This is a genomic window from Peribacillus sp. NPDC058002 (assembly GCF_042886655.1).
In the GTDB taxonomy this organism is placed as follows: domain Bacteria; phylum Bacillota; class Bacilli; order Bacillales; family DSM-1321; genus Peribacillus; species Peribacillus aracenensis.
Genome location: NZ_JBHVQU010000055.1, coordinates 1 through 25,297 on the forward strand (window position 1 = coordinate 1; position 25,297 = coordinate 25,297).

At 35.8% G+C, this 25,297-nt stretch carries 28 protein-coding genes and 1 pseudogene; 23 read left to right on the forward strand and 6 right to left on the reverse strand.

The annotated features are described in order from the left end of the window. Positions 1-297: 297 nt before the first annotated feature. Both ACFVSH_RS12180 and ACFVSH_RS12185 read right to left on the reverse strand, forming a co-directional pair. The gene (locus ACFVSH_RS12180) at positions 298-531 is read right to left on the reverse strand and encodes a hypothetical protein (protein WP_387603198.1); all 234 of its coding nucleotides are present in this window, start codon (positions 529-531) and stop codon (positions 298-300) included. Between the two features lie 856 nt (positions 532-1,387). Continuing rightward, on the reverse strand, positions 1,388-1,534 hold the full coding sequence (locus ACFVSH_RS12185) for a hypothetical protein (protein WP_387603201.1): 147 nt from the start codon (positions 1,532-1,534) through the stop codon (positions 1,388-1,390). Positions 1,535-1,573: 39 nt separating this feature from the next. Here ACFVSH_RS12185 and ACFVSH_RS12190 point away from each other — a divergent pair, with 39 nt between their 5' ends. From ACFVSH_RS12190 to ACFVSH_RS12210, 5 genes and pseudogenes are all read left to right on the forward strand, one after another. After that, the gene (locus ACFVSH_RS12190; protein ID WP_387706093.1) at positions 1,574-1,957 is read left to right on the forward strand and encodes a DUF1259 domain-containing protein; all 384 of its coding nucleotides are present in this window, start codon (positions 1,574-1,576) and stop codon (positions 1,955-1,957) included. A gap of 257 nt (positions 1,958-2,214) precedes the next feature. Continuing rightward, positions 2,215-2,868, forward strand: a complete 654-nt coding sequence (locus tag ACFVSH_RS12195; RefSeq protein WP_387603207.1) for an ArsR/SmtB family transcription factor — start codon at positions 2,215-2,217, stop codon at positions 2,866-2,868. A gap of 11 nt (positions 2,869-2,879) precedes the next feature. Continuing rightward, the gene (locus ACFVSH_RS12200) at positions 2,880-4,178 is read left to right on the forward strand and encodes an MFS transporter (RefSeq protein ID WP_387603210.1); all 1,299 of its coding nucleotides are present in this window, start codon (positions 2,880-2,882) and stop codon (positions 4,176-4,178) included. 697 nt (positions 4,179-4,875) lie between these two features. Continuing rightward, the gene (locus tag ACFVSH_RS12205) at positions 4,876-5,976 is read left to right on the forward strand and encodes a CotS family spore coat protein (protein WP_387603212.1); all 1,101 of its coding nucleotides are present in this window, start codon (positions 4,876-4,878) and stop codon (positions 5,974-5,976) included. Continuing rightward, positions 5,973-7,106 (forward strand): annotated as a pseudogene (locus tag ACFVSH_RS12210) (glycosyltransferase family 4 protein); the annotation flags it as partial. The gene ACFVSH_RS12205 and the pseudogene ACFVSH_RS12210, both read left to right, overlap by 4 nt. 638 nt (positions 7,107-7,744) lie before the next feature. Here ACFVSH_RS12210 and ACFVSH_RS12215 read toward each other — a convergent pair. Both ACFVSH_RS12215 and ACFVSH_RS12220 read right to left on the reverse strand, forming a co-directional pair. After that, on the reverse strand, positions 7,745-7,888 hold the full coding sequence (locus ACFVSH_RS12215) for a hypothetical protein (RefSeq protein WP_387706095.1): 144 nt from the start codon (positions 7,886-7,888) through the stop codon (positions 7,745-7,747). A gap of 205 nt (positions 7,889-8,093) precedes the next feature. Continuing rightward, on the reverse strand, positions 8,094-8,603 hold the full coding sequence (locus tag ACFVSH_RS12220; RefSeq protein ID WP_387706097.1) for a peroxiredoxin family protein: 510 nt from the start codon (positions 8,601-8,603) through the stop codon (positions 8,094-8,096). 602 nt (positions 8,604-9,205) lie between these two features. Between ACFVSH_RS12220 and ACFVSH_RS12225 the strand changes: the two genes are divergently transcribed. The 15 genes from ACFVSH_RS12225 to ACFVSH_RS12295 all read left to right on the forward strand — a co-directional run bounded on the left by ACFVSH_RS12225 (position 9,206) and on the right by ACFVSH_RS12295 (position 21,341). Beyond that, positions 9,206-9,592 carry a DUF302 domain-containing protein gene (locus ACFVSH_RS12225; RefSeq protein ID WP_387603218.1) on the forward strand — a complete coding sequence of 129 codons (387 nt, stop codon included), beginning with the start codon at positions 9,206-9,208 and terminating at the stop codon, positions 9,590-9,592. 563 nt (positions 9,593-10,155) lie between these two features. Further along, positions 10,156-11,010: a hypothetical protein gene (locus tag ACFVSH_RS12230; RefSeq protein ID WP_387603221.1), complete on the forward strand. Its 855-nt coding sequence runs from the start codon at positions 10,156-10,158 to the stop codon at positions 11,008-11,010. A 52-nt stretch (positions 11,011-11,062) separates the two neighbouring features. After that, positions 11,063-11,968 carry a VanW family protein gene (locus tag ACFVSH_RS12235; RefSeq protein WP_387603223.1) on the forward strand — a complete coding sequence of 302 codons (906 nt, stop codon included), beginning with the start codon at positions 11,063-11,065 and terminating at the stop codon, positions 11,966-11,968. A gap of 235 nt (positions 11,969-12,203) precedes the next feature. Continuing rightward, on the forward strand, positions 12,204-12,608 hold the full coding sequence (locus tag ACFVSH_RS12240) for a nucleotidyltransferase domain-containing protein (RefSeq protein ID WP_387706099.1): 405 nt from the start codon (positions 12,204-12,206) through the stop codon (positions 12,606-12,608). 138 nt (positions 12,609-12,746) lie between these two features. Beyond that, on the forward strand, positions 12,747-13,310 hold the full coding sequence (locus ACFVSH_RS12245; RefSeq protein WP_387603715.1) for an MOSC domain-containing protein: 564 nt from the start codon (positions 12,747-12,749) through the stop codon (positions 13,308-13,310). A gap of 209 nt (positions 13,311-13,519) precedes the next feature. Beyond that, positions 13,520-14,098: a hypothetical protein gene (locus ACFVSH_RS12250; protein ID WP_387603231.1), complete on the forward strand. Its 579-nt coding sequence runs from the start codon at positions 13,520-13,522 to the stop codon at positions 14,096-14,098. Between the two features lie 97 nt (positions 14,099-14,195). Then, positions 14,196-14,969 carry an SDR family oxidoreductase gene (locus ACFVSH_RS12255; protein WP_387603233.1) on the forward strand — a complete coding sequence of 258 codons (774 nt, stop codon included), beginning with the start codon at positions 14,196-14,198 and terminating at the stop codon, positions 14,967-14,969. A gap of 151 nt (positions 14,970-15,120) precedes the next feature. Beyond that, entirely contained in the window at positions 15,121-15,828 is a 708-nt protein-coding gene (locus ACFVSH_RS12260; RefSeq protein ID WP_387706101.1) for a DNA alkylation repair protein, read from the forward strand. Positions 15,829-16,003: 175 nt separating this feature from the next. Continuing rightward, on the forward strand, positions 16,004-16,687 hold the full coding sequence (locus ACFVSH_RS12265) for an HAD family hydrolase (RefSeq protein WP_387706102.1): 684 nt from the start codon (positions 16,004-16,006) through the stop codon (positions 16,685-16,687). 181 nt (positions 16,688-16,868) lie between these two features. Further along, positions 16,869-17,078: a hypothetical protein gene (locus ACFVSH_RS12270; RefSeq protein WP_387603241.1), complete on the forward strand. Its 210-nt coding sequence runs from the start codon at positions 16,869-16,871 to the stop codon at positions 17,076-17,078. Positions 17,079-17,359: 281 nt separating this feature from the next. After that, complete coding sequence (locus tag ACFVSH_RS12275) at positions 17,360-18,001, forward strand: DUF4272 domain-containing protein (protein WP_387603244.1); 642 nt, start codon at positions 17,360-17,362, stop codon at positions 17,999-18,001. Positions 18,002-18,514: 513 nt separating this feature from the next. After that, positions 18,515-19,312, forward strand: a complete 798-nt coding sequence (locus ACFVSH_RS12280; RefSeq protein ID WP_387603247.1) for a fumarylacetoacetate hydrolase family protein — start codon at positions 18,515-18,517, stop codon at positions 19,310-19,312. Between the two features lie 432 nt (positions 19,313-19,744). Continuing rightward, on the forward strand, positions 19,745-19,957 hold the full coding sequence (locus tag ACFVSH_RS12285; protein ID WP_387706104.1) for a hypothetical protein: 213 nt from the start codon (positions 19,745-19,747) through the stop codon (positions 19,955-19,957). Positions 19,958-20,167: 210 nt separating this feature from the next. After that, positions 20,168-20,587, forward strand: coding sequence for a VOC family protein (locus tag ACFVSH_RS12290; protein WP_387603250.1), 420 nt, complete (start codon positions 20,168-20,170; stop codon positions 20,585-20,587). Between the two features lie 289 nt (positions 20,588-20,876). Beyond that, on the forward strand, positions 20,877-21,341 hold the full coding sequence (locus tag ACFVSH_RS12295) for a phage tail protein (protein WP_260289015.1): 465 nt from the start codon (positions 20,877-20,879) through the stop codon (positions 21,339-21,341). 124 nt (positions 21,342-21,465) lie between these two features. Here the strand turns inward: ACFVSH_RS12295 and ACFVSH_RS12300 are convergent, their stop codons facing one another. Continuing rightward, positions 21,466-22,383, reverse strand: coding sequence for a class I SAM-dependent methyltransferase (locus ACFVSH_RS12300; protein WP_387706106.1), 918 nt, complete (start codon positions 22,381-22,383; stop codon positions 21,466-21,468). Positions 22,384-22,728: 345 nt separating this feature from the next. Between ACFVSH_RS12300 and ACFVSH_RS12305 the strand changes: the two genes are divergently transcribed. From ACFVSH_RS12305 to ACFVSH_RS12315, 3 genes are all read left to right on the forward strand, one after another. Beyond that, on the forward strand, positions 22,729-23,232 hold the full coding sequence (locus ACFVSH_RS12305) for a GNAT family N-acetyltransferase (protein ID WP_387706108.1): 504 nt from the start codon (positions 22,729-22,731) through the stop codon (positions 23,230-23,232). A gap of 102 nt (positions 23,233-23,334) precedes the next feature. Beyond that, entirely contained in the window at positions 23,335-23,715 is a 381-nt protein-coding gene (locus ACFVSH_RS12310; protein WP_387706110.1) for a hypothetical protein, read from the forward strand. A gap of 400 nt (positions 23,716-24,115) precedes the next feature. Then, positions 24,116-24,649 carry a DinB family protein gene (locus ACFVSH_RS12315; RefSeq protein WP_387706112.1) on the forward strand — a complete coding sequence of 178 codons (534 nt, stop codon included), beginning with the start codon at positions 24,116-24,118 and terminating at the stop codon, positions 24,647-24,649. Positions 24,650-25,000: 351 nt separating this feature from the next. Here ACFVSH_RS12315 and ACFVSH_RS12320 read toward each other — a convergent pair whose 3' ends face one another. Further along, positions 25,001-25,159 (reverse strand): hypothetical protein, encoded by a 159-nt coding sequence (locus ACFVSH_RS12320; RefSeq protein WP_192206579.1) that lies wholly within the window; start codon positions 25,157-25,159, stop codon positions 25,001-25,003. Between the last annotated feature and the right edge of the window lie 138 nt (positions 25,160-25,297).

Genomic DNA, 25,297 nt, shown 5'->3' on the forward strand with positions numbered 1-25,297 from the left:
ACTAAATACAAAAGAAATATTAACTAAAATATTTTTGATGAGCTCCTCACTACTAGATATTCAACACACATTGGTAATTATGGACAATTCAGGATATAATTTCAATGATTATTTTTAAATAATTAAAAAATGAAGACAAGATGAAAAGAAAAATTACAAGTTATGGAGTTTCAGATACAATGAGCGATGAATAAAAAAGGAGTCTTTTTTCGTAATGAGGGTTAAAAAGAAAGAATTGCAAACACCTATCTGCGATTCATAAAATCGGGGCTTGTAAGTACATTTCTTAATTATCCATCAAAAAAGTGGTGAAAGTTTAATTCCAAAACTCCCACCACTTTTTTTATTTTCTTCTTCTTTAGCAGCTGCTATTTCTAATATTTTTTCTTCTAATCTCTTATTCATTTGAGTAGTTAGAAGACGATTTCTTTTTTCTACAGCATCATTCATCTTCATTTCAAAACCCTGAAACATGATTTCTCTTTCCTCTTCTATAGCCTTCTTGACTGTTTTATGATTAAGTTTTTCCAATTCACTCTTTGATAAACGGATTTCACAGCGTTTTTCCCCTCTAAATCCATTGATACAACGGCTTTAATCCCGTCTGCAAAAACTACATTATTAGAAAGTGATTTTTTGAGTTCTCTAAGCGCTTTAAAATCGCGTTCATAATAAATTCGATGTTTTTTTTCATTTCGATCAAAAGTATATCCTATTAGTGTGTTGTATAACTTGTGTTCAACAATCGGTCCATTTAACGGAATAACTTATTAAGTGGTGAAAAGTTTGGGGAGAAGATATTACCAAGGGAAGTTTTTATTTCTCAAAATAGTAACTACGCTGCTTATACTTTTATTTTTAATGATGCCATATTTCAGTTCGATTCCTCATAGAATAAATTCATTTTTAATACCAATAACGATAATATTTTTTTTCGTAACAGATTACTTACTTGTTAAAAGAGATTTGAAGGATAAGTGATTTAATTCATATTTATATAAAAGTGAAATGAAGTTTCCTCTCGCAATTGTTGAATAAGCTTCACTTTTCTTCTTCAACTAACGGAGTGCGTTAGTTGAAGATCAGAGGTCTTTAAGGCAGCTCTTTTCTTAAGGAACTAAAGGGGAGTATAAAAGTGGCTTATCGAACCTCGATAAGCCACTTTTAAAATTAAAATAAGGAATAATTACAGAAGTTTTATTCAACTAAAGGGGCAGGCATTTTAGGTTTTATTTTTATAAATATCTTTACCAATATAGTACCTACCATTATTCTTTTTGGTTACTTCTTTCTGTACTACCATAAGAAACAAAGCAGCTCGAACTCATATAATTAATTTTCATACCGTCTCATTTGCGTCACAGTTTGTGTCAACTCACAAAAATTCTTAAAGAACCATCGGTTGCGTTAATTCATTAATGAGCTTTGACATCAGCTCTTTTCTTATGGGGCTAACAGGAGCAGGATGGTTTGAATAAGATATAAGAATGATTTTCATTTCAAATAGATGCATATCCGTTTCGAATCTATTCATTGATTCATATCCTATTAATATTAGGGAGGGGATGAATAGATGGCATCTAATGATGAATTAATTTGTCAAAAGTTTGCTAGGATTATCGGCGGCCAAGAAGGATTTGCGGGTGGAAAATGTGTGACAACCATAAATCGAAATGAAATAAAAGCAAAAATTTTAGGAAAACGTTTTAGGGTGACCTCTTCTTTCTCATTTGAATCAAGGGATAAGACTGGACAAGCATTGTGCCTAGGTAGGGTAGCACTCTTGCAAAGTGAAGTCGAGAATTTTGTTGCTTTGATTCTTAAACAAGGAATAATAGTTTCATCGATACACAATGAGTGGCTATTTGATGATCCGAATTTGATATACGTTAATATCGAAGCTGTTGATGATCCATTAGTTTTTGCAAAGAAAGTCAGAAATGCGTTAAGGAACTAACGGATTTCCCACTTGTCTGATTTTTGATGAACATAATACACGGTGAAAACCCGGTTTTGTTGAACTGATCAGTGCGTTAGCTAATGATTGGAGCTGTCTTTAAGGCGGCTTTTTCTTATGGAACCTAAGTACTAAAGGGGGATTTTTAACAAACGGTTGGAGTAAAATTTCATAAAGAATTGTTTGACTTTTCTTATAACTTTGCTTAATATTCAAGTGTTCAATAAAACACTTGAATAGATAGATGGTGATTTTACATGTTTAATGATCGCGATTTAAAAGATTTATTGTATCAAGAGTTCGCAAGAATAGGTAAAAGCCTTTCTAGTCCGAAACGATTGGAAATTCTTGATATTTTATCTCAAGGTCCAAAGTCGGTGGAGGCATTATCTCAAGCTGCTAATATGTCTGTGGCGAATGTATCTCAACATTTACAAATCCTTGCTAATTCTAGATTGGTAAAGTTTCAGAAGAAAGGGAACTACGTCATTTACGAACTGGCGGATGCAGCCATTTCGGATTTTTTAACTTCCTTGCATACATTATCAGAAAAACAGTTTGTACAGGTTCAACAAATTAAGCAGGAGTTCTTAAATGTCAATCTTGGCATGGATGGGGTTTCACTTTCAGAACTTAAAGAACGGATGGATAAAGGTGAGGTTATTTTGTTGGATGTAAGACCTATGGAGGAATATGAAGAAGCTCATATTCCTGGTGCAGTTTCTATGCCAATTGAAGAGTTAAGTGAGAAGTTTTCAACTTTGCCAACCAATTGTGATGTGGTTGCTTATTGTCGTGGTTGTTACTGTTTAATGTCAGTGGAAGCTGTTGAACTTTTAAGATCCAAAGGTTTTAATGCATTTCGTCTAGAGGAAGGTGTACATGATTGGAAATTACAGAATGATAAATGAGGTATTAACAAATGTCCAATAAAGCAATGTCCAATAAAGCATATCAATTGAACCAGAGTTATGTAGATTCTCAAGAAAAACAAAAAATGTTATACAAACGCACATTAATTATTGTAAGTATTTCTCAAATTTTTGGTGGTGCTGGGTTAGCTGCTGGAATTACGGTGGGGGCACTTCTTGCGCAACAAATGCTTGGCACAGATGCATTTGCTGGACTTCCTTCGGGTTTATTTACTTTAGGGTCTGCAGGGGCTGCTTTAATCGTAGGGAGACTTTCTCAACGTTACGGTCGTCGTACAGGTCTAACAGCCGGTTTTATGATAGGTGGACTTGGGGCAATAGGAGTCATGACTGCAGCTATAATAAATAGTGTTTTCCTTTTATTTGCTTCCCTGCTTATTTATGGTGCGGGTACAGCGACAAATTTACAAGCTCGTTACGCTGGTACGGACTTAGCGAACAATAAACAACGAGCTACTGCTATTAGTATTACAATGGTGTTTACAACATTTGGTGCAGTCGCAGGTCCGAATTTAGTGAATGTAATGGGGGACTTTGCTACATCCATTGGCATTCCATCACTTGCTGGTCCTTTCATTTTATCAGCAGCAGCATTTATCCTGGCAGGTCTTGTACTTTTTGTCATGCTTCGCCCAGACCCATTAGTGATAGCAAGAACGATAGAAGCGTCCAACCAAGAAAGAAAGGTGTTAGAACATTCGACTGATGCTGAACAAATAGCAAACAAAAGAGGAATTATTGTTGGTGCGACAATTATGGTCCTTACTCAAATCGTAATGGTGGCTATCATGACAATGACACCAGTTCATATGGGACATCATGGACATGACTTGGGTGATATAGGCCTTGTTATTGGATTTCATGTATGTGCCATGTATCTCCCGTCACTGGTTACAGGTTTCCTTGTTGATAAGTTTGGTCGTACTGCCATGGCCATTGCCTCTGGAGCCACTTTGCTTCTGGCAGGTTTGATATCAGCGATTGCACCAGGTGATTCCATGATTTTTCTAGTGATTGCTCTTTCCTTACTTGGATTAGGTTGGAATTTTGGTTTAATAAGTGGGACTGCTCTGATTGTTGATTCAACTGAAACTTCAACTCGGGCTAAAACTCAAGGTAAAGTGGATGTTTTAATTGCCTTATCAGGGGCTTCGGGCGGAGCCTTATCCGGAATGATTGTGGCTGGTTCAAGTTATACAACATTATCATTTATTGGAGGGTTATTATCTTTATTATTGATTCCAGTGGTTATCTGGTCCCGGGGAAGTAAAAAAAGGAATTTGAACTAACAGATGCTTTAGCACAATAGGCGAAATAAAAAAGTCATTTCCTAACCTATAGGAAATGGCTTTTTTTGCTAGGAATTGCTTATCATACAAAATGCCGTAGGTTTGGGTGATGCCCCTTCGATGATAAAGGCTCTTTTCGTAAAGATTGTTGTTTTTAAAACTAAACTATTTAAGGTTGATTGCAGCGCAGGTGCGAGACTCCTGCGGGAGCACCGCGGAAAGCGTGCATCTGGAGGGGAAATCAACCACACCGCTTTACTTGGTAAATAGGAACAAAGAATGCGAAAACAGCCATGATAAAAAAGGTAAAGCATGTTTTAAAAGTTTGGTCAAAACATGATTTTATATATTTAATTGAATTGTCCATGGCGAGAGTGAATTCATCGATGAATTATTTGGAGTAGCTTAAGCTTATATTCAATTGATGATCCTAACGTGTCATAACTTCACTAGAACCCAATTACCTAACAATTTGGGTGAATTGTCTGATACAAAAGTTTTTTTCCCACATAGTTTAATAAAAAGTATGACTACTCCAGCGGTGTTTGACTAATCACGGATATTTAATAAAGAACAGTATTCAACATTAGAGTATAAAACTATGCTTGTATATGAGATTGGAACATAATGAATCTGTCGTGACCTTACCCTTATTTTGGCGGAAAATACTTTTAAATATATTACAGGAGGGGTTTTCATGGAGAACGCAATAATTGTGCCTTGGGAAGAAGATGAACTTACTCATGAGTTTTTTGTTCCTGAATATATTGAAAAAATGGCACTGGAAGTTCTTGAACATTACGGTTTCTCCGTTCAGAACATGCATGTTGTTACAACAAAACCAGATAAAGGCGGCTCTATATGGAAAATGGAAACAAGTTCAGGGCCGAAGAGTTTAAAGCTTTTGCACAGAAGACCTACAAGAAGTAAATTTAGCTTGGGAGCTCAAGAATATTTAGTCAATGTTAAGGAAGCAAGAGTACCGCCTATCGTGAAAACCAAAGATGGAAATGATTATGTTGAGGCTGGAGGGAAGTTATGGTTTGTCGCTGAGTGGATCGAAACATTGGCACCTGTAACAAAAGATTTGGAAGGAGCCAAACACCTTTGTAATGCTCTCGGCGAATTCCACCTTTTAAGCAAAGGGTATGTTCCGCCTCGACAAGCTGAAGTTGCATCCAGATTATATAAATGGCCAGCGACTTATGAAAAAGTCATTAACAAAATGGATTGGTTTCGAAACATTGCCAATGCATATGAAGAAATGCCTGCAAGCCCCCACTTGCTGAATGTTTTAGATCAATTCGAAGAACAAGCAAAAAGAAGCTTGGAAAAATTAAATGAATCAAGCTATTTAGAGTTAGCACAACAAGGAAATGAATATTGGGGATTAGTGCATCAAGATTATGGCTGGTCAAATGGTCAAATGGGAGCTAATGGAATGTGGATTATTGACCTTGACGGTGTTGCTTATGACCTTCCCATTCGCGATTTGAGAAAACTGATTACCGGCACAATGGCAGATTTATATAGATGGGATGCAACTTGGGTAAGAGAAATGATCAAGTCCTATCACGAGGCAAATCCAATTTCATCGCAACTGTATGATCTCTTAATGATCGATTTATCTGGTCCAAATGAATTTTACAAGAATGTTAAAGAAGTAGTATATGAACCTGAACTATTTCTAAATGATCAAACAACAGCCATGATTCAAACAATTGTTGATACCGATCAGACAAAATGGCCAGTTTTAGAAGAAATTAAAGATGATTGGAAGGGAATAGAACAAACATGAAAATTTTAATGATTTGTACCGAAAAGCTTCCGGTTCCTCCAGTACTAGGTGGTGCCATCCAAACCTATATATCAGGCACCCTGCCATATTTAAGTAAAGTCCATGATATTACGGTTTTGGGAATTAATGACCCATCACTCCCTGATCAAGAAACGATTGATGGAAACCGTTATGTACGTGTACCAGGAAAAATATTCGAAGTATATCGAGAAGAGGTTATTAGCTATCTTCAAGCAAATCATTTCGATCTAATTCATATATTCAATCGACCTCGACTAGTCCTTCCTGTCCGAAAAGCGGCACCTAATTCAAAAATTATCCTCAGCATGCATAATGATATGTTTAATCCAGAGAAAATCAATCCCGAAGAAGCAAAAGCGGCCATTGAAGAAGTTACAAATATTGTTACTGTCAGTGATTATATAGGCAATGTCATCAAAGACTTATATCCACAAGCTTCATCAAAGATTCGCACAATCTATTCTGGTGTAGACACCAACCGATTTCTACCCGGCAGTCACTCGAAAATGCAAGGAATTCGTAATGAATTACGAAAAGCAAACGGTCTTGAAAACAAAACGGTCTTATTATTTGCAGGAAGACTATCCAATAATAAAGGCGTCGATAGGCTAATCCGGGCATTACCTGAGCTTTCAAGTAAATTTAAGGATTTAGCTTTAGTGATTGTCGGAAGTAAATGGTTCAGCCAAAATGATGTAACTGATTATGTAGCTTATGTAAGAGCATTGGCAAAAAAGCTGCCTATCCCAGTTGTTTCAACTGGTTTTGTCGCGCCTAGTGAAATACAAAATTGGTTTGCTGCCGCTGATTTATTCGTGTGTACATCAATATGGCAAGAACCGCTTGCACGTGTCCATTATGAAGCAATGGGTGCAGGGCTTCCAATCGTAACAACGGCAAGAGGCGGAAATCCAGAGGTCATTCGTATAAGAGAGAATGGGCTTGTAGTAGAGAATCCAGAAGATCCTGGATGTTTTACAGAAAAGATTACAGAAATTCTATCAAACAGATCACTAATGGAAAAAATGGGCGAACGAGGCAGGGAACTTGCCCTTGCTTTATATCAATGGGATCGAGTTGGATCTGAGATACTTGAAGTTTGGAAACAATGACTGTTTAGACCAATCAAGAGTTATATGAACATGGATTACACTATATTGGAGTTGCTTTTACTAAAAAAGACTTGTCACTGGTGCTGCAGGGATCACATTTATGTGAATAATTTCTAAAGGATGTGAAAAACGAAGTGATTGGCGAGGATACATTTGCAGGACCTGCCCCTATTCCCCCTATTTGCTAAGCAAGTTAACCTTAAAGCTCTCCAGATCCACCCCAAGTTTCAATTTTATGCAACAAATTGGTCAATGACACTCCTCCTGAAAAGCAATCTTACGAAAATCAGCCTTTATAAAAAAGCGGTTTTACTGTTTAAGGAAAAAACATTGTGCCTCACTTCGGAAAAATTGTCGTAATAAACAGGATGGTCATTGTTTAACTATTGGGGTGCGTGCTTTAGCTGAAGAACGGGGCTGACATTAATGCAGCTCTTTCTTTATGTAACTAAAGGTTCAGGTTAGCTTAACCTGGACCAAAAATATTATTGAAGCGTAATTAGATTTTGTGCCCTTAATAAACTTACAACTACTTCTTCATACAAACGATAGATTGAGCACTTTCTTCCATCTATTTAAACTGATAGAGAAGTCCTCCTTGTTTGATGCTGGGTCAATGCGTTGACACTCATACATCATACAAGAGGGCTCTTTTTCTTTCCGAAGATAATGCCGAAAATAATACTTATCATCATATGAATGATCATTCCAAAGATAATTTCACCAATGATGCCACCTATTATTCCAGTTTTAATTGCTTTATAAACCGGAAATTGCACGTTTATCACTCCTTTTTCTTTTGCATTGTGCATTGTTATCGTACCAGAGTGAAAAAAAACAATTCTATAATGCTAATTACAAAAATCAGAATTGGACAATTTCCTATTCTATATTGAATTCAAATTAGTTGTTAGTTAAGTTCAAAAATTAAATGGCTAATAAATAAGAGCAAGCATATAGCTTGCTCTTTCCGTAAAAATAGATTTATTTAGACTTTAGATTCTTGCCTATATATTGAACAATCTTTCTAAGCTCTGTCGATGTTGGACGACCAAATGGACTGGTTTGTTTCTGTTGATATAGTAGTTGTCCATTTTCATCCACAAGAAAATAAGCAGGTTCTCCATGAGTACCATGATCTTCATAAGGTGCATCATCACCGTGATAGAAAACATCGTAAGCTTTTAAAGCAACCAGAAATTCATCTGATAAAATCGGGAACGATAAGCTGTTCTCCAATGCCATATTCCTTAAGTTTTCTAATTTGTCCGTAGACAAAGTAATAAGATGTACATTTTTCCCTTCAAAGAAACCTTTGCTCTCTTCAAGCTCCTTCAGATCATGGACACAAACAGGGCACCAGGCGCCTCTAAAAAAAATAATTAATTTCCAGCCCTTATGTTCTTTAAGATTGGCTTCTAAAGAGAATTCCTGTCCTGAAATTTCAGGAAGTATAAAGTTTGGAACCTTTTCACTTAATTTAAAAGTAGTCATTTTGTCTCCTCCTTTTAATAAATGGATAGTGTATATATTTTCAAATGCTAAGTTACACACATTATATTATCTTAATTAGCAATTAAAATATGTAAGCTTCATTACATTGCTTGGAAATATCAAAAATTGCAAGAACTCCAACCATTCACAATAGTTAATGGGGTAAATCCCCATCAACTTAAGAAAGATAAACGCCCCCAAAACGAAAAAAAATGAGCTGACTTCTCATAGTATATATCTATAGAGAAAGAAAATTTTCGTTTAGGGGGTACTTCAAAACCTTAGCTTGATGGCGATGTGGAGTACCCCTTAACGTTGTATATCCGCATTTTCCTGACGCTTCCCCTAGTAGCGGTAATGCTTCTATAATAAGATTTAACTAAGTTTGTCGTTTACTTTAAAGCTGTTAATAAAAAACAACGGATTATTTCATTCTGGTGATATTATTCGTATGACTTGGGAATGATAACCGTCATTGATTTCGAGGGAGTATATTCCCCTTTTGATATTAGGGGAGAAATTAGCCGCAATATATCAATAGTTGTTTTGATCCTTAATAAACAGGGAACAAGTTGGATTAAAGTGGATAAGGAGATGAGTCTATGTTTCATTACACCGTAGAAACGAATCAATCAATCGAAGAATCAATGGCAGTCTTAGAGGAAAAATTAAAAGAGGAAAAATTCGGTGTGCTTTGGCATTTTGATATCAAAGAAACTTTACAAAATAAAGGGTTTGAATTTGATCAACCCTATCATGTATTGGAAGTTTGTAACCCAAAAGAAGCGCAACGGGTATTATCAGAAAATCAAATGGTTGGCTATTTCTTGCCGTGTAAAATTGTTGTTTATGAAGATGGAGGCAAGACGAAAATAGGCATGCCGAGACCAACATCTTTAATTGAAATGGTCAGCGATTCCTCTATTAAAGGATTTGCCCAGGATATTGAAGACCGTTTAATTGCGTGTATCGACCGGGTCGTGCAATAGCATAGTGTGGCAAGAGCTGAACCCTTGGACGAGGATGGTATACTCTGTCTCAAGGGTCTTTTTTCATATATGATGTTTATTCCATCGCCTGAACAAGTTCCTCTACTCTCGGAGTTATCAAATAGAAGAAGGAAAATGGACAATTCCCGAGGTAATTGGTCATTTCATACCTTGGGATGAGTTTGTTATGAAGTTAATCGTACTGGCGAAGACGAAACTGTCCGTTTTTGGGATACAGAAAGCATGATCATAAAAAATGATGTACCCCTTAAACTATCAGCGATACTTACCTTTGAATGAGATTTACAAAGCATGGAATTAATATCCCCTCATTTCAACATCGATTACATATTATGAGAACTTAATTTACAACATACACGGCACTCATGTTCAATTAAAGGTTGAGTTAGTTCATTCATTAAGGAACAGGAAAATGAAAAAACTTTGTCGTTTTATGATTCCCCCAAACCCTGTGTAACAAGGAGGAGTTTAATTTCCAAATTTTCAAAGGTATCCTACTGATAATGTTCTGAAATAATAAGAAAAAATGCGGGAGATACCAAATGAAAAACCATAAATTTTATCAAGTGATTATCACTATTTTTATACTTGTCTTAATGGTCGATCACCCGGCCCATGCAACGGAATGGGAAGATGAAGAAGGACCAATAAGCTTTAAAATTGAGATGTTGCCTTGGGAAATCGTGAACAACATTATTCCTAATAAAACTATTTTCACCATTATTGATATTGAAACGGGTTTATCATTCAAGGTTCAGCGAAGAGCAGGCAGCCATCATGCCGATGTACAGCCACTAACCAAAGAAGATACTCAAATCATGAAGAAAATTTATAATAATAAATGGAGTTGGAATAGAAGAGCCATTATTGTATTAATCAATAATCAAATGATTGCTGCATCCATGCACGGAATGCCACATGGTGCCGGTGCTCTTCAAAACGGCTTTTCAGGTCATTTCTGTGTTCATTTCTCTGGAAGCATTACGCATCGTTTGAAAAACGAAGATCTTTCACATAAATTAATGGTATTGAAAGCGGCTGGTAAGCTTGACGATTATATACAAACGGTAAGTCCTTATGAACTTATACGTATTTTTACCATTGCCGTTAACCAAGGAAATCATAAATTATTAGCAATGACCTTATCAAATCCGGGACATCCTAAAACTGTCAATAAACTTGTTGAAGATATTACATATTTTGGAGTGGTTGAGCCTTTAAGACAACCGCCGGAACAACTAAATGGGCTATTTCTCGTGGATGTACCCGTTCAAGTAGCTATTAATAAGAAGAGAGAAGGCAAAGAAAAAAAGGTAATGCATTTTATGATCCGAAGGGAAAGTTTGACTGATCGCTGGTTCATTGATCAAGATTCGCTCCATGAAGACTTAAAATAAAGGGATACATGCAATGATTAATCCTAACTATATTAGTGTGGGGGGCATTCAAATGAGATTAACATGGATTGCCGGAATTTTACTATTCGTTCAACAAGTGAATATCTCTGAAAGCTTATCGGTAACTCAACACGGGCAAACGATTGCCACTGTCAACCGTGCTGATGTTACTATGCCCTCACTAAATGTTCCTATGATGGACTTGGATAAATACAATCGGTTTATCGAAAAACTAGATCGCCAAGTGTACCAAAAACCTGTAAATGCCACTATCGATAAATATGGTAATATGCTGCCTGGGCGGGTAGGTTATAAGTTGTACCATCAGGCGTTTAATGAGCAATTTTATTCCTTTTTGTATAGTAGTAAAGCATACAAAGTGGAAGTGCCTTTACTTGCCATTTATCCAAAAGTTGACATCGAATTGCTTGCTCAGATACGTGTGAAAAAAATAGGTGAATATAGAACCTATTTTAATCAGAACAATAAAAATCGTTCAAATAATGTCTTGCTTGCAACAAAAGCGATTAATAATTATGTCGTGTTTCCAGGAGAAACGTTTTCTTTTAACCAAGTCGTTGGCAAGAGGACAGGAGACAAAGGATATATGCTCGCTCGGGTTATAGTCGAAGGAGAGTTTTCTGAAGGGATCGGTGGAGGGATCTGTCAGGTATCATCCACCCTTTTTAACGCTATAGACAATGCAGGATTGCAAACTATTCAACGCTATTCCCATTCTAGGAGCGTTCCTTATGTTCCATCTGGCCGGGATGCTACAGTAAGCTGGGATGGTCCTGATTTTAGCTTTAAAAACAAGTACAATCAACCTATCCTCCTACGAGCTACAACACAAGGAGGAATTGTGAGCGTCGCAGTGTATTCTTCAGATATGATTAATTATGAGGCCCGAAAAGTTCCCAACGCTTCAAAACACATATCAAAAGAAATTTCGGTGTGATTAATAAGTAAACGCAAGCACGTTCTGTCGTAGACAATCCCCACTAAAAGAAAGATGCTGCCCCATTAATACAATCTTCCATTAGAGGAAAACTGTTCGTAAAAGTACACTTTTACGAGCTTTTTACTGTTGAACATGCTTTTGATTAGTTGAATAAGAGATATGTTAAAAGTTTAACTACTGTTACTAATTTATGGTACTTAATATTGACCTTTGGCTACGAGGCGGATGGGTGATGGATTTTCTTCTTGGAAAGATCACTCGGTCACATTCTGATATTGATTTAGTTACTTGGATACAGCATCGTGAGCATTTGGAACAGGCGCTTGTTAATGATGGTTTTCAACTAAAGCCAGTCAGCGAGTTTCAAACCGATTTCCTCAAGAACAATGTCAATGTGAGTTTTGTATTTGTTAGGTATTCGGATAATGGCGATATAGTCGCTAACGGATTTCCAGAATGGGTATGGAGGAAAGATGCCTTGCCAATGAGACCTTATAATTTACGAGGTATATCAATGAATGTTTTAAACCCATACCAATTACTTGAAGAAAAAAAGTTTACGAACAAGGAACAGGAAGGACACTTCGTCCAAAGGATCTTAAAAGCATGGAAATTATTCAAAAGATCATTGATGTAAATAGGTAGAAGTTAAATAAGGTTCTTATTGAGCTAACTAATGGAGGTTGCTGGGGCAGCCTTTTTATTATGGAACTAACTGGGCAGGATATTTGAACAAATATATCAAACTATAAGAATAAGGGGGAGATGAATGAAAATGAATGACGAAAAAATCAACTCGGCCAGTGGAGTAGTAATAGCTGTTAGTAAAAGTGATAAACACACATTCAGTAAGGAAAATTGCAATAGTATAAAGCTGTTGAAAGGTTTGGGCGTTGAAGGAGATGCCCATTTAGGTAAAACCGTAAAGCATCGTTCACGTGTAGCGGCTAACCCAAATCAACCTAACCTGCGGCAAGTTCACCTAATACACTCAGAATTATTAGATGAATTGAAAGATAGGTTTAATGTTAAAGCTGGTCAAATGGGTGAAAATATCACCACAAAAGGTATCGATCTGCTTGAATTACCGAAGGACTCGTTACTATATATTGGGGAAACAGCGGTTATTAAAGTAACAGGCTTACGAAATCCATGTGCCCAAATCGATCAATTTAAATCAGGACTGATGAATGCTGTCTTAGACCGGGATAAGCATGGGAACTTGATACGTAAAGCAGGAATAATGAGCATAGTTTTGGAAAGCGGTGAGGTTCACCCAGGGGACGTGGTTAGAATTCAATTACCTCCTTTACCTCATACACCTCTTGAAAGGGTATGAGGTTTTCAAAAGAGCCGTTTTTATTTTAAGTAAAACAAAACAAACTTAACTGGTTGCTATATTTCTACTAGGGGGTTGCTGAGGCAGCCTTTTTCTTATGTATTGATGAAATTAATCATTTTTAAAGAAAGTAAGCGGCAATAAAATTCTACAAGGAACCCGCTTGAATAATAGGTAAATTATGGTATTGTTAAATTGGAGGTGATTACTTGAGGAAATGTTTTCTTTTTATTAGCCTATTTATTGTTTTATCCTTTTTATCAGCCTGTTCATCAAATCCTTCTATAGAACTAGTAGATGCGAATGTTGATATTGTTAAAGATAAGAGTTTACTTGGTTCAATTGGGATAACTGAAGGAGAAAGAAAGGGAGATGAGCTGGTCCCGACAGCTTTATTTTATAAATTCTCCATTAAAAATACAGGTAATAAAACAGCTGGTATTGAAGAAGTTGATAAAGGAATTGAACTTAAGATTGAGCCTAAAGACAAACTGAGAGCGGTGTCAGAAGACGTGATAGGCTTCAATATTTATGATCCCGAAGAGTATAACGGGAGTGGTGTAGGGTTCGGTCATTCCTTTTTATCAGTTCTTAAGCCTGACGAAAAGGGTGAGTATACTCTTAACTACGATTTAGGTGTAAGTGAAGAAAATTCCCAAGTTCCACTACTTGTACCTTCAAAAGATAAATTAGATGAACTTAAGAAGCATGCATTGGATGCTTTTTTAGTTGTAACAATTGAAAATCAAGAAATAGCAAGATTTGACCTGAATAAACTTAAAAACTAACGTTAGCTAAAAATTGGAGCTGTCATTAAGATAGCTTTTTCTTTATGCGGCAAAAGGGCAAGTATAACTTAATTTACTGTTGAAATGGAGGATTATAATGGGCCAAGTAAAAGGGAAAATTGCCATTATTACGGGAGTAAGCCGGCTTAAGGGGATTGGGGCTGCTATTTGTAAGGAGTTAGCTGAAGCGGGTTACGATATATTTTTTACTTATTGGACGGCATATGATAAAAAAATGCCTTGGAGTATTGAATCAGATGAGCCCATGAAATTAAAAGAAGAATTAATAAAAAAGGGGGTTAAGGTATCATGTATGGAGTTGGATTTAACTTTATATGATGCACCTGAACAACTTATAAATGAAGTTTCTGAACAACTTGGTTATCCTGATATCTTGATTAATAACGCAGCATACTCAACTAACAATGATTTTTCAAATTTGACTGCCGAAGAATTAGATAAACATTACATGGTAAATGTTCGTGCAACGACACTATTAAGCAGTAAATTTGCTCAAAGGTTTGATAAGAAATCAGGCGGAAGAATTATCAACATTACATCAGGTCAGTCAAAAGGACCGATGCCTGGCGAATTAGCTTATGCAACAACAAAAGGAGCAGTTGATGCTCTAACCATCACTTTGTCGGCTGAACTCGCCCCTTTAGGAATAACGGTTAATGCAATAAATCCAGGTCCAACTGATACAGGTTGGATGACAGAGGAAATACAAAGTAAATTAAAACCGATGTTTCCTTTCGGCAGAATAGGAAAACCGGGGGATGTTGCAAAAACTATTAAGTTTTTAGTGAGCGTTGAAGCAGATTGGATTACAGGGCAGGTTATACATGCAGAAGGTGGATTTAAAAGGTAAATTAAACTAAATCTTCTTTGTTCAGATATCTTCAATAAAAAAAGGTTGCTGTGGCAGCCTTTTTATGTAACTTTTGTTATAGGATAATGGTGATATATTTGATGGGCAAAATATTAGGTGGAAAACTCCGAAAAGAAGGAAGTGCTAAGCGATGAATTTAGAGATGGTTATGCAGGAACTTGAAGCCCTTGGCAAGGAACGAACTAAAAAAATATACATATCCAATGGTGCGCATGAGCCGCTTTTTGGCGTGGCTACAGGCGCTATGAAACCAATCGCAAAGAAAATAAAAATAAGTCAACATTTAGCTGAAGAGCTTTATTCGACGGGGAACTACGATGCTATGTACTTTGCAGACATTATTGCAGATCCAAAAGCCATGACTGAGTCGGATTATGATCGTTGGATGGATGCTGCGTATTTTTATATGCTGTCCGATTTTGTAGTGGCCGTAACTTTAGCAGAGTCGGATATTGCACAAGAAGTTGCTGATAAATGGATCGCAAGCGGTGAAGAGCTGAGAATGTCGGCGGGCTGGAGTTGCTACTGCTGGCTTTTAGGGAATCGGCTTGACGTTGAATTTTCAGAAAGCAAGATTTCCAATATGCTTGATAGTGTGAAGAATACGATTCACGATTCGCCAGAACGAACGAAATCCGCCATGAATAATTTTCTATACACCGTGGGGATTTCATATTTGCCGCTCCATGAAAAGGCAGTCGAGACTGCAAAGGCAATAGGAATAGTGGAAGTCAAACGGGACAAGAAAAAAAACAGTTTGCTAAATGCTTACGAAAGTATTCAAAAAGAAGTCGATAAAGGAAGGCTTGGTTTTAAACGCAAATATGTAAGATGTTAAAAAAAAAGCCTCGCAATATGAATCAACTATCGTGAAAAGGTTATTACCTTCTCGATGATTTTGATTGGATACATGAAAATATCCTTCTTAAACTAATGTGTGCTTTATTTCAATAAGGAAGGTTGCCGAGGCAGCCTTTCTCTATAGGTTTAATAGAAGTTCAAGGGAGAAGAAAATGACACAATCATTGATTTTTGATATGGATGGTACATTATTTCAAACAGATAAAATTTTAGAAATATCCCTTCAAGAAACATTTGATCATTTGAGGAATTTGAGTTTGTGGGAGCAAAAAACGCCCATTGAAAAATATCGAGAAATTATGGGAGTACCTTTACCAGTTGTATGGGAAACCTTATTACCTGAACATTCGAGCGAAACCAGACAACAAGCAAATGAATTATTCCACGAGAAATTAATTACTAATATTAATGTAGGCAATGGTGCTTTATATCCGTATGTAAAGGAAATTTTTGGACATTTAAAAGATAATGATTGTGCAATATACATAGCAAGCAATGGGCAAATAGAATATTTAAATGCAATCGTAAAGTATTATCATTTAGATAATTGGGTTACGGAAACATTTAGTATACAACACATACAATCTCAAAATAAATCAGATTTAGTACATACAATAGTGAACAAATATAATGTTGAAAAAGGTGCTGTAATTGGTGATCGCTTATCAGATATTAAAGCAGCAAAAGATAATGGTTTAGTAGCGATAGGGTGTAATTTTGATTTTGCTCAAGAAAATGAGCTTGCGCAAGCAGATATCATCATTAACGGCTTAGTTGAATTGAAATCAGTTTTAGAAAAATTAAATGACAAAAGCAATGGGGGAAATAGGCAATAAGGTGAGTTGGTGAAGTTTTTTCTGTTTGCAACAATTGGGGCAGGATAGTTTAAGAAGATACATCCATCTGTATTATTGAGTGCCAGCGCATGTTATAATGAATGACTTAAGATAATTACTGTTTTTGGACGGATGCCAAGTAAAGCCTCCGCATAGCGATAAAATATGGAGGTGTAAGAGATTGAATAAACAATGGACGATTGGCAAAATTAAAGAATTTGTTGAGAACAATTCGGAAAGTAAGTTGCTAACGACGGAATATCACGGTTTTTCTCAAAAGTTACTATTTAAATGTATATGTGGTAGCAATTTTGAAAAAACGTTTACGAAGTTTAAGAATAATAAACAACGTAAATGTGAAGTGTGCCAACCGCCTAAAGCTGCACGATAACATAGTGAATAATCGAAGTGCTGATTTCTTTATGAAGTTGGCACTGTTTTTATTTAAGGGGACTAAATGTGGATTTCCTGAAGGGGAGGTCTGGACGATTATTCCCTCTTAAACTAGTGGGTGCGTTAGCTTTAAAAATGGGGTGTCATAAGGCAGCTTTTTTTATGCAACTAAAGTCTCAGGAAGGTTGGGATTAATGGTATAATAAAAGATAGTGTGTGGAAAGTTTTTCTAATAGTGGTTTTAAAGATGACGGGATTTACCTAATAGTGAGGTGCGGAATGCGAAGTTCGAAAAATAGAAAAAAAAGATCGGAAAAAATATTAAAGACCCTAAAGGTACCAATAAATAAACATTTACCCTTAACGGAAAATGAAGAAGAAGTTTCTCTTAGAACAAAAGAAGAGATCATTAACAGAATTATTCCATTAGCGATAGTCTCAGCGAAAGCTATGGAGGCTCCGTTAGAAAAAATTGAGGAATTTATTGAAAGATATGATGCTAACGAATTATTCACAGAAGAAGAAAAAAAGTTTTTAATGAAAAAACATCTGAATCAGAACGAGCTGATCCAGTACTCTTGGAAGTTGGAATGTATTTGGCTTCTGCTTTGGTCTGTAAATCTAATATCCGATATTGATGTTCCAGCCGATACGTGTAATGCTGAATATGTTTTTGAGACGGTTTTTCTTCATTCTAAAAAAGAGTTGCTTGATAAATCCTCTATAAAACCATCCAGTGATATATTAGATAGCCTTGATTTTATTTATAGAGCACATTGGGCGGTACGAGAAGCCCAAATAAATCATTTGGAAGTTCCATCATCTCTAGATGAAGGCGTTGTATATGAAAGACACTACACTCTTAATTGGCTAGTAAATTATATGGATCAAGAATGGGAAGAAATAAGTACAGATACATAAAAGCGCGAATACTTTCATGCTCCCTTATCAGGGGTAAATGTGAAGTTATCCACTTATTTTAACAGGTGATTGCTTCAAACAAGGAAGGCTGCTGAGGCGGCCTTTTTCTTATGGCACTAACAAGGCAGGTTAGCTGGATAAGGGACGAATTACCAGTACAAAAGTTTTCATATTTTGAGATAATCAATAAGCACCAATGTAATAGGTGTATTAGATGCAATTGTATGCATGAAATGAAGTGAGCATTTCATGGGGAATGTATTACTAGGGCTGACAATCGGAAAATTCATTGCAGCCTATATAAGGCAATACACAGATTATAAATAAATTGTAGGTTCCATAAAATACATAGTTAAATAATTTAATCTTATTGAACTAAAGGTCGGTTCAGTTGAAGAGAGGGTTGCGACGAGAGCTCATTTTTCACGTAAAAGAACAGACATGTTATAGTATAGGAGAATCGGATTTTATTTTATCTGAGGTAATCTTAATCATCAAAGGAGTTTATTCATAATGCATGTGCTACAAAAAACACAAAAAATAGTTCGCTATCAGAATCAACAGGGCAATATACATTACGGTATTGTTGAGGATGAAAAGATATTACAACTGTCTAGCAGTTTTGCTGAACTTGTCAACAAGGAAATAAAGTATGACGGGGTAGAGTTGAAATATAGTGACATAAAAATTCTGGAACCTGTAAAACCTTCGAAAGTTGTTAACTTCGGCTGGACATATGCAGGTCATGCAAAGGAAACAGGGGGAGAGGCGAACCTTGTAGAACCATTTCTATTCTTAAAGCCGTTATCTTCGCTTATTGCAGACAAGGAGAAAATTATCCTTCCGCCAAACGAGCTATCCAACCAAGTTGAACTTGAAGGGGAAGTAGCCTTGGTGATTGGAAAGCGCGGAAAAAACATCAAAGAAGAAGATGCGCTTGATTATGTGTTCGGTTGCACGATATTTAATGACGTCACAGCAAGAGATCTTACAAAAAAAGATCCACAGTTTACGCGGGGCAAAGGATTTGATACGTTCGGACCTTTGGGACCGTGCATCGTTACCGGGGTAGATCCCACTAATTTGCGGATTGTGACCACTTTAAACGGCCGCGTTGTCCAGGACGGAAACACCAATGAAATGTCTCTAAGCATTCCGTTTCTAATCAGCTGGCTTTCACAGGTAATGACACTGGAGCCAGGTGACATTTTGGCCACGGGTTCACCATCTGGCAGCTGCCCGATCAAGTCGGGGGATGAGGTCGTTGTTGAAGTCGAGAACATCGGTCGATTAACTAATGATGTTCAGTAAGATGTGCCAGCATTCTTCATAACCACCACAAATGCTTATAGTTAGTAAAGATCGGAGCTGTCTTTTAAGGCAGCTCTTTTTCTTTATGCATCGGGCAAGTTAGTTTAATAAGGTATTTCCATTTTTACACAAATAGGAAGATGTGAAATGGTATGATTGAAAGAGAAACAGTAATTGTACAGAACCTAATTTTTTTTGGGGGAATATATTCTTGAAAATGGTTAGAATCTCTTAACAATAATGGTTATTGTTCTATCAGGTTATATTCTAATAACTCGAACACTGGAGTTATTAACGCCGTATTATTTGTTTTTCCTTGGGGCACTAATTTTGGTGATGGGATTAGCCGAACTTCAAAAAGACAGAAAAGTTTGAGGGTGCTATTGGAGAGTAAATATGCTTACGATGCTGTTTAAGGAGTGAGATAAAATAATGAATTTATTAAGCTTTTCAAAAGTGAAGATTTTAAAACTATCTATTCATGCGTTGTTAATAGGTGTTTTATTAACTTTAGTTAGTTTAATTGTTAATGATGTTATTTCAATTGTTCTTCATGAAAGAATGACATTGAATTTAATATTTATTAACGTAATTATGGCTTTTTGGGTTTTGTGGGCAATTCAAAATACAAAATATCAGAAATAATGAACTTGAGTTTAGTTAAATAAAGTTTTTTTTATTCAGCTAACGGGTGCATTTCTTCAATAAGGGAGCTGCTTCGTCAGCTCTTTTTCTTATGGAACTAAAGGGGCAGGGTAGTTTGAATATGTAATAGGGTAGTTATGGATAATTAAAAGGGGAAAGATATATAAGTGGAGAATGAGTTTATTTAAGTGATTAAAGGAGGCTAACAGTGTGAATAAAAAATTATTAAGGGTAGGAACTACCTATATCCCAGTTTCAAATGTAGAACTTTCTTCTGAATGGTATGTAAACAAATTGGGGGCAGAGTTAAGCTATAAAGACGAAGACAAAGCAATTCTTAATTTTGCGAACCAAAGTATTTTCCTTGTTAAATCTAAAGAAAATCAAAGCTCAAATTTCTATGATATTTACGGTGTTGAGCGTTTTTCTATAACTTTTGAAGTTAATGGAATAAATGCTTTAGAAGCTATACATAGAGATTTTAGCCAAAAACAGATTAGAGTTAGTGCAATTGAAAGTAGAGGACATTCTGGGGAAAATTTTATTTTCTTCGATTTAGATGGTAATAAATTTGATGTATGGAGTGAATTAAGTCCAATCTTCAAAGAAAAATACCTTATCTCGCAATAGAGAAGAATGTTTTCTGGTTGAACTAACTGGTGCGTAGTTAATGAAGAAACTTGTGCATACTTATATCGTGAAATGTCATGCGGAGGCATGCTGATTGAAATGTAACAATATTTTCTCTTGAATCATTTTTGGTATAATATTTGGGCAGGTGAGAAGAATAATTTGAAGTCTGGCTATATGCATGTTTCTTTGACCAAAATTTAAAAGAAAAAATTTGAAGAATGGCTAGTTTTTGGTGAAATGTGGATTCCCGTTGTTAGGAAATAAAGAGTGAAAAGGAGAGATGTTAATGTCCTATATAGTTGATTTTAAAAATGTGTCTACGGTTGGTTTAGAGTCTTCACCTGTAGTAGAAACGCTTGCTGGTTTACGAGCTAATGAAGCCCGGTATTTTATGAACAAATACAAGCATGAATTTACGGTTGTAGCAGCTAGCGAAAGCCAGGAGACCCTTGATTATGTGAACCGAATTTTGAAAGAAGAACGTGATATTGAGTTTGCGGCCAAACCTTTAGAAACTTCGCGTTTTCAATTGGAAAATATCAAATTTGCCTACGTCTTTTATGAGGATGGTCTTGAGGTCAATGTCATGTATACGGTTGATGGCCCTAAGAAGCGGGCCGTTGGTTTTAAGCTTTCTGAGGGGATGGAGGTACCAAAGGAGTTAGAGGAGAAGTTTAAGTTTGCTAGGCAGAAGTCCAAACTAGCTGGAACAATTCGGGGCTCGTTTTTTGTAATTAAAGGAGAATACTAAAGGTAGGCCTGATTGTTGAATAACTTGCAGTAGGAAAATTAGAATATATAAATTTTAGATAATAATGAGTACAACCTCCCGATCATAGGGAGATTGGGAGGTAAGTCTGGTATTAGCCGAAATATTATTTTTTTACAGCGTGGATGTAATGAATCGTTTCGAATGCAGACAAATAGTCTGTACGATTACGAAAGAATTCATTATTAATAGTAACAGGTGATAAATGTTCATAAATGAGTAAACCTGAGTTTTCTAACATTTTCTCCGTTTCATCATAAGTAAAACATGATTTCATTGACTCACCACTAGCTGAAGCCATTTGAACCATATTTTGAACTCGATTAGACATTCCTTTTTCTTCAAAAAGTTTGTCGTCTGCATAATCAAAAACGATAGAACTTCCTGAGGGAACTTTGGTAAATAATTTATTAATCAAGTTGGCATTTTCCTCTTTTGTTAAATAATAAGAAACACCTAAAAGACTATACAAAGTTTTTTCATTAGGCATAAAACCTTCTTCAACAAGATTTTGAACAGTGAATTCTTTGGTGAAATCCATTGAAACAAAATGAAGATTATCCGGAATTTGATAATCAGCATTTGCTAACCTTATCTTTTTAAAGTCTTGTGTGGCTGGGTAATCAACTTCAAATATCTCTATACTGTCGTTTAATTCTGGGTGTCGGAAACAAAAGGTATCTAATCCAGCTCCTAGAATGACATACTGTTTAACGCCTAGCAACATTTCGTGAAATAATACATTTTCGCAATAGGCAGCACGTGCCAAAGGCGTTGGAGAAAGTTGAACTTGTGTAATCCATTTTAAAATTTCATCTGGATGATCTTGAAATTTCCTTGCAATTTTATTACTAAAGAATTGAATTCCTTTAATCATGTTCTCACTAATATCTCCAAATTCTTCTTGGGTAATTAAATCCATTGCAATAAAATCATCAAAAATTTTGGGTGTGTCATATTTACTGTGGTATGCTCGACCAAATGCTGATATTAAGGAAGTTAAGCTTGATTCATTTTTCTTCATACATTAATCCTCCCATATAACAAAAATAAGATTCCCCTGGCCAGGAGAATCTTATTATAAACATAAATTTTTTAACTGTAAATTATAGCATAAATAAATTTTTTTGTCAATTACTTCGTTTTATAATAACTAATAAATTTCTATATATTATGGTAGAAATTTTATTTTAAGTAATAAAGAATGTTGTTCAAGAATCGCTTTTCTTAATCAACTAATGTGTGGCGTTAGCTGAAGATCGAAGCTGTCTTTAAGGCAGCTTTTTCATATGGAACAATGCTTTATACAAACTTAATCGTATAGAAAAACTCTTCTAAATTTCATGCAAAATAACGGAGGGAGTAGCTAATGAATATTCGTATTTTAAAGGAGTCCGATGCCCATTTATACCAGGAAGTGCGATTGAATGCATTGAAAAATAACCCAGAAGCATTTGGTTCAACATATGAGAGAGAGGTGGGCTTTTCGTTAGAAACGGTAAAGGAACGAATAAAACCAACTAGGGACAAGTACATTGTAGGTGCTTTTGATTATAGAAAATCTTTAGTTGGAATTGTTACTTTTATACGTGAAAACAATATCAAAACCAGACATAAAGGGAATGTTTTTGGGATGTACATAGCTCCAAGCAATCGAGGTCAGGGTTTAGGGAAATCATTAATGAATGAACTTATAAGAAGGGCGAAGAATTCTGATGGATTGGAACAAATCAATTTAACTGTTGTATCTGATAATGACTCCGCAAAGAAACTATATAAGTCTTTAGGATTTGAGGTCTATGGTACAGAACGAAATGCCTTAAAGTATAATGGGCACTATTTTGATGAGGATTTGATGGTTCTAACTATCTGATTATTGAGCTAACGGGTGCTTTAGCTGAACATGAAGAATATTTAGTTTACGCAGCTTGCCCGACTTATATATAATAGATGAAAACCATTAGGAGTTGACTTTATGCTTAATCGGATCAAGAATAAATTGATTTCCGCACAAGAAACGGGAGAAGAAGTAGATAATATCTACGCTATCTTACCCCCTCCAGGAACCATTATCGGAGAGGCAACGGAAGAAGAAATGGAAAAGGCAGCAGAGCTTGAAATTAGACATATGGCTTTCATGAGGTTGCAGGAAATGAATATACAATTTGACGGTGCGTCTTATAAAGAACTATTAAAAGAGTTTCAAGATTTTGAAACCGATTCGAGTAAATTTTGGAGAGATATATCCAGCCGTTTATCCGTTCCGTATGAATGGCCAATCAGAATTGATCATGCAAACAGCCCTATTTATATTCGTGAACACGATTTATATGAAGAAGAAGAGATTGAAGATTGATACTGAAATTTATGCTTGGCAAAGTCGTATCGGTTCATGCATTCATTATTAATGTATTTTAAATCGATTTTTAGAGCGTTATCCATAAGGGTTAACGTTCTTTTTGTTTGCAAAATTAGCTGGATAGTGAAGTAAGTGGATTTTTCCTTACTTTTTTGTTAACGGGTGTTGTTAACTGAAAATCGGAGCTGTCTTTAAGGCAGTTTTTTCTTATGGGACTAAAGGGGCAGGATAGTTGAAGAGTGCAGTTTGGCCTTTGTTCAGCAATTGACCATATTCTTGAATGAAAGAGAAGGGATTATTTGTAAGTGAGTCGAAGTTAATGTCAGAGATGTTATTTAGTTTAGCATTGGGACGTACAGTAAAGAGAAAGAAAATTATAAAGAAAGTGGGAGATCTATTGGATACAAAAGTGATATTGAAGCGATTCGAACAGGTGGCTACGTACTATATTGAAGAGTTAAGTAAATATTCGCTGGATGAGTTTACAAGAAAGCCTTCTGAGGATGAATGGTCATTAGGACAAATGTATAATCATTTAATAAAGAGCACCCTTCATCTTCAATTGAAAGCCATTAAGCAATGTGCTAATGGCACTACTTCCGATGACGGTAAAAAAACAGAAATAGGCGAATCGATTTTCAAAGAAGGAGAGTTTCCTCCAATCAGGTTAAAAGGTCCGGATACACCGGATTTCACACCGCCAAACCCTACAGGAAAAGAAGAAGTAAAGGAAGGACTGCTTCAAATCATTGAGGAAATGCAAGAGATAGAGAAAAAGCTCTCTGACATTCCGGCCAGCCAGAAAGTTCAGCACCGGAGAATGGGATATTTAAATGCAGAGGAATATTTTCAACTAATCGAAATGCATTTCCGGCACCACTTACGGCAAAAAGAACGTATCGATCAGTTTCTTTTAAAAGTAAGTAAGTAATCTTTATTGTTGAAGCATTTATTGACCGTCGGAATATCAGCAGGAGCCTAGTTGAGGAGTTTAAAGAGCGCTTTAATGGAGTAACGAAAAAAGTCCAATTTCTCAATTTTAATGCTGAGAAATTGGGCTTTTTAGTATCGGAATTTCCTTAACATTATAAATCCGTATTCTCCTGATGCTACCCCTTATGGAACTAAAAGGGCAGGATAGTTGTAGAAGGTCTTTATTCTTTATTGTTCAGATAGAGAATAGCATTAGGTAAAGGTTGATTAAAGAAATTTAATATGAGGAGGCCAAAATGGTTGATAATAGTTATGAGAAACAACAGCTGAAAAAAGTTAGAATTTATATTTACATCACGATAGCATTACTTTTTTCAATGATATTTATATTTGTTAGCATGTTATTTTTGTATTTTCCTATGATAGGCATTTTAGACATTGTGTATTTTCCATCAAAACTCGCAATTTTTTCATTCTTAATTTCAATTGTATTTTCTGTTTTAGCCATAAAGAAACTCTTTGGAAAGATATTGTTCATATTAAACATATTTCTAATGCTATTTATGATTTTTTATGGACCATAAATAGATAAAGGCTGTTTTCGCATACTTTGTTGCTATTTACCAAGTAGTGCGGTGTGGTTGAT

Excerpts from the sequence above, each read along its gene's own strand:
- ACFVSH_RS12200 (WP_387603210.1), top strand. The coding sequence starts at position 2,880 with ATGTCCAATAAAGCAATGTCCAATAAAGCATATCAATTGAACCAGAGT.
- ACFVSH_RS12240 (WP_387706099.1), top strand. The coding sequence starts at position 12,204 with ATGGATTTTCTTCTTGGAAAGATCACTCGGTCACATTCTGATATTGAT.
- ACFVSH_RS12230 (WP_387603221.1), top strand. The coding sequence starts at position 10,156 with ATGAAAAACCATAAATTTTATCAAGTGATTATCACTATTTTTATACTT.
- ACFVSH_RS12190 (WP_387706093.1), top strand. The coding sequence starts at position 1,574 with ATGGCATCTAATGATGAATTAATTTGTCAAAAGTTTGCTAGGATTATC.
- ACFVSH_RS12185 (WP_387603201.1), bottom strand. The coding sequence starts at position 1,534 with ATGAATAGATTCGAAACGGATATGCATCTATTTGAAATGAAAATCATT.
- ACFVSH_RS12275 (WP_387603244.1), top strand. The coding sequence starts at position 17,360 with ATGCGAAGTTCGAAAAATAGAAAAAAAAGATCGGAAAAAATATTAAAG.
- ACFVSH_RS12295 (WP_260289015.1), top strand. The coding sequence starts at position 20,877 with ATGTCCTATATAGTTGATTTTAAAAATGTGTCTACGGTTGGTTTAGAG.
- ACFVSH_RS12255 (WP_387603233.1), top strand. The coding sequence starts at position 14,196 with ATGGGCCAAGTAAAAGGGAAAATTGCCATTATTACGGGAGTAAGCCGG.
- ACFVSH_RS12225 (WP_387603218.1), top strand. The coding sequence starts at position 9,206 with ATGTTTCATTACACCGTAGAAACGAATCAATCAATCGAAGAATCAATG.
- ACFVSH_RS12305 (WP_387706108.1), top strand. The coding sequence starts at position 22,729 with ATGAATATTCGTATTTTAAAGGAGTCCGATGCCCATTTATACCAGGAA.
- ACFVSH_RS12265 (WP_387706102.1), top strand. The coding sequence starts at position 16,004 with ATGACACAATCATTGATTTTTGATATGGATGGTACATTATTTCAAACA.
- ACFVSH_RS12285 (WP_387706104.1), top strand. The coding sequence starts at position 19,745 with ATGAATTTATTAAGCTTTTCAAAAGTGAAGATTTTAAAACTATCTATT.
- ACFVSH_RS12245 (WP_387603715.1), top strand. The coding sequence starts at position 12,747 with ATGAATGACGAAAAAATCAACTCGGCCAGTGGAGTAGTAATAGCTGTT.
- ACFVSH_RS12235 (WP_387603223.1), top strand. The coding sequence starts at position 11,063 with ATGAGATTAACATGGATTGCCGGAATTTTACTATTCGTTCAACAAGTG.
- ACFVSH_RS12195 (WP_387603207.1), top strand. The coding sequence starts at position 2,215 with ATGTTTAATGATCGCGATTTAAAAGATTTATTGTATCAAGAGTTCGCA.
- ACFVSH_RS12220 (WP_387706097.1), bottom strand. The coding sequence starts at position 8,603 with ATGACTACTTTTAAATTAAGTGAAAAGGTTCCAAACTTTATACTTCCT.
- ACFVSH_RS12260 (WP_387706101.1), top strand. The coding sequence starts at position 15,121 with ATGAATTTAGAGATGGTTATGCAGGAACTTGAAGCCCTTGGCAAGGAA.
- ACFVSH_RS12300 (WP_387706106.1), bottom strand. The coding sequence starts at position 22,383 with ATGAAGAAAAATGAATCAAGCTTAACTTCCTTAATATCAGCATTTGGT.
- ACFVSH_RS12320 (WP_192206579.1), bottom strand. The coding sequence starts at position 25,159 with ATGGCTAAAACAGAAAATACAATTGAAATTAAGAATGAAAAAATTGCG.
- ACFVSH_RS12205 (WP_387603212.1), top strand. The coding sequence starts at position 4,876 with ATGGAGAACGCAATAATTGTGCCTTGGGAAGAAGATGAACTTACTCAT.
- ACFVSH_RS12280 (WP_387603247.1), top strand. The coding sequence starts at position 18,515 with ATGCATGTGCTACAAAAAACACAAAAAATAGTTCGCTATCAGAATCAA.
- ACFVSH_RS12310 (WP_387706110.1), top strand. The coding sequence starts at position 23,335 with ATGCTTAATCGGATCAAGAATAAATTGATTTCCGCACAAGAAACGGGA.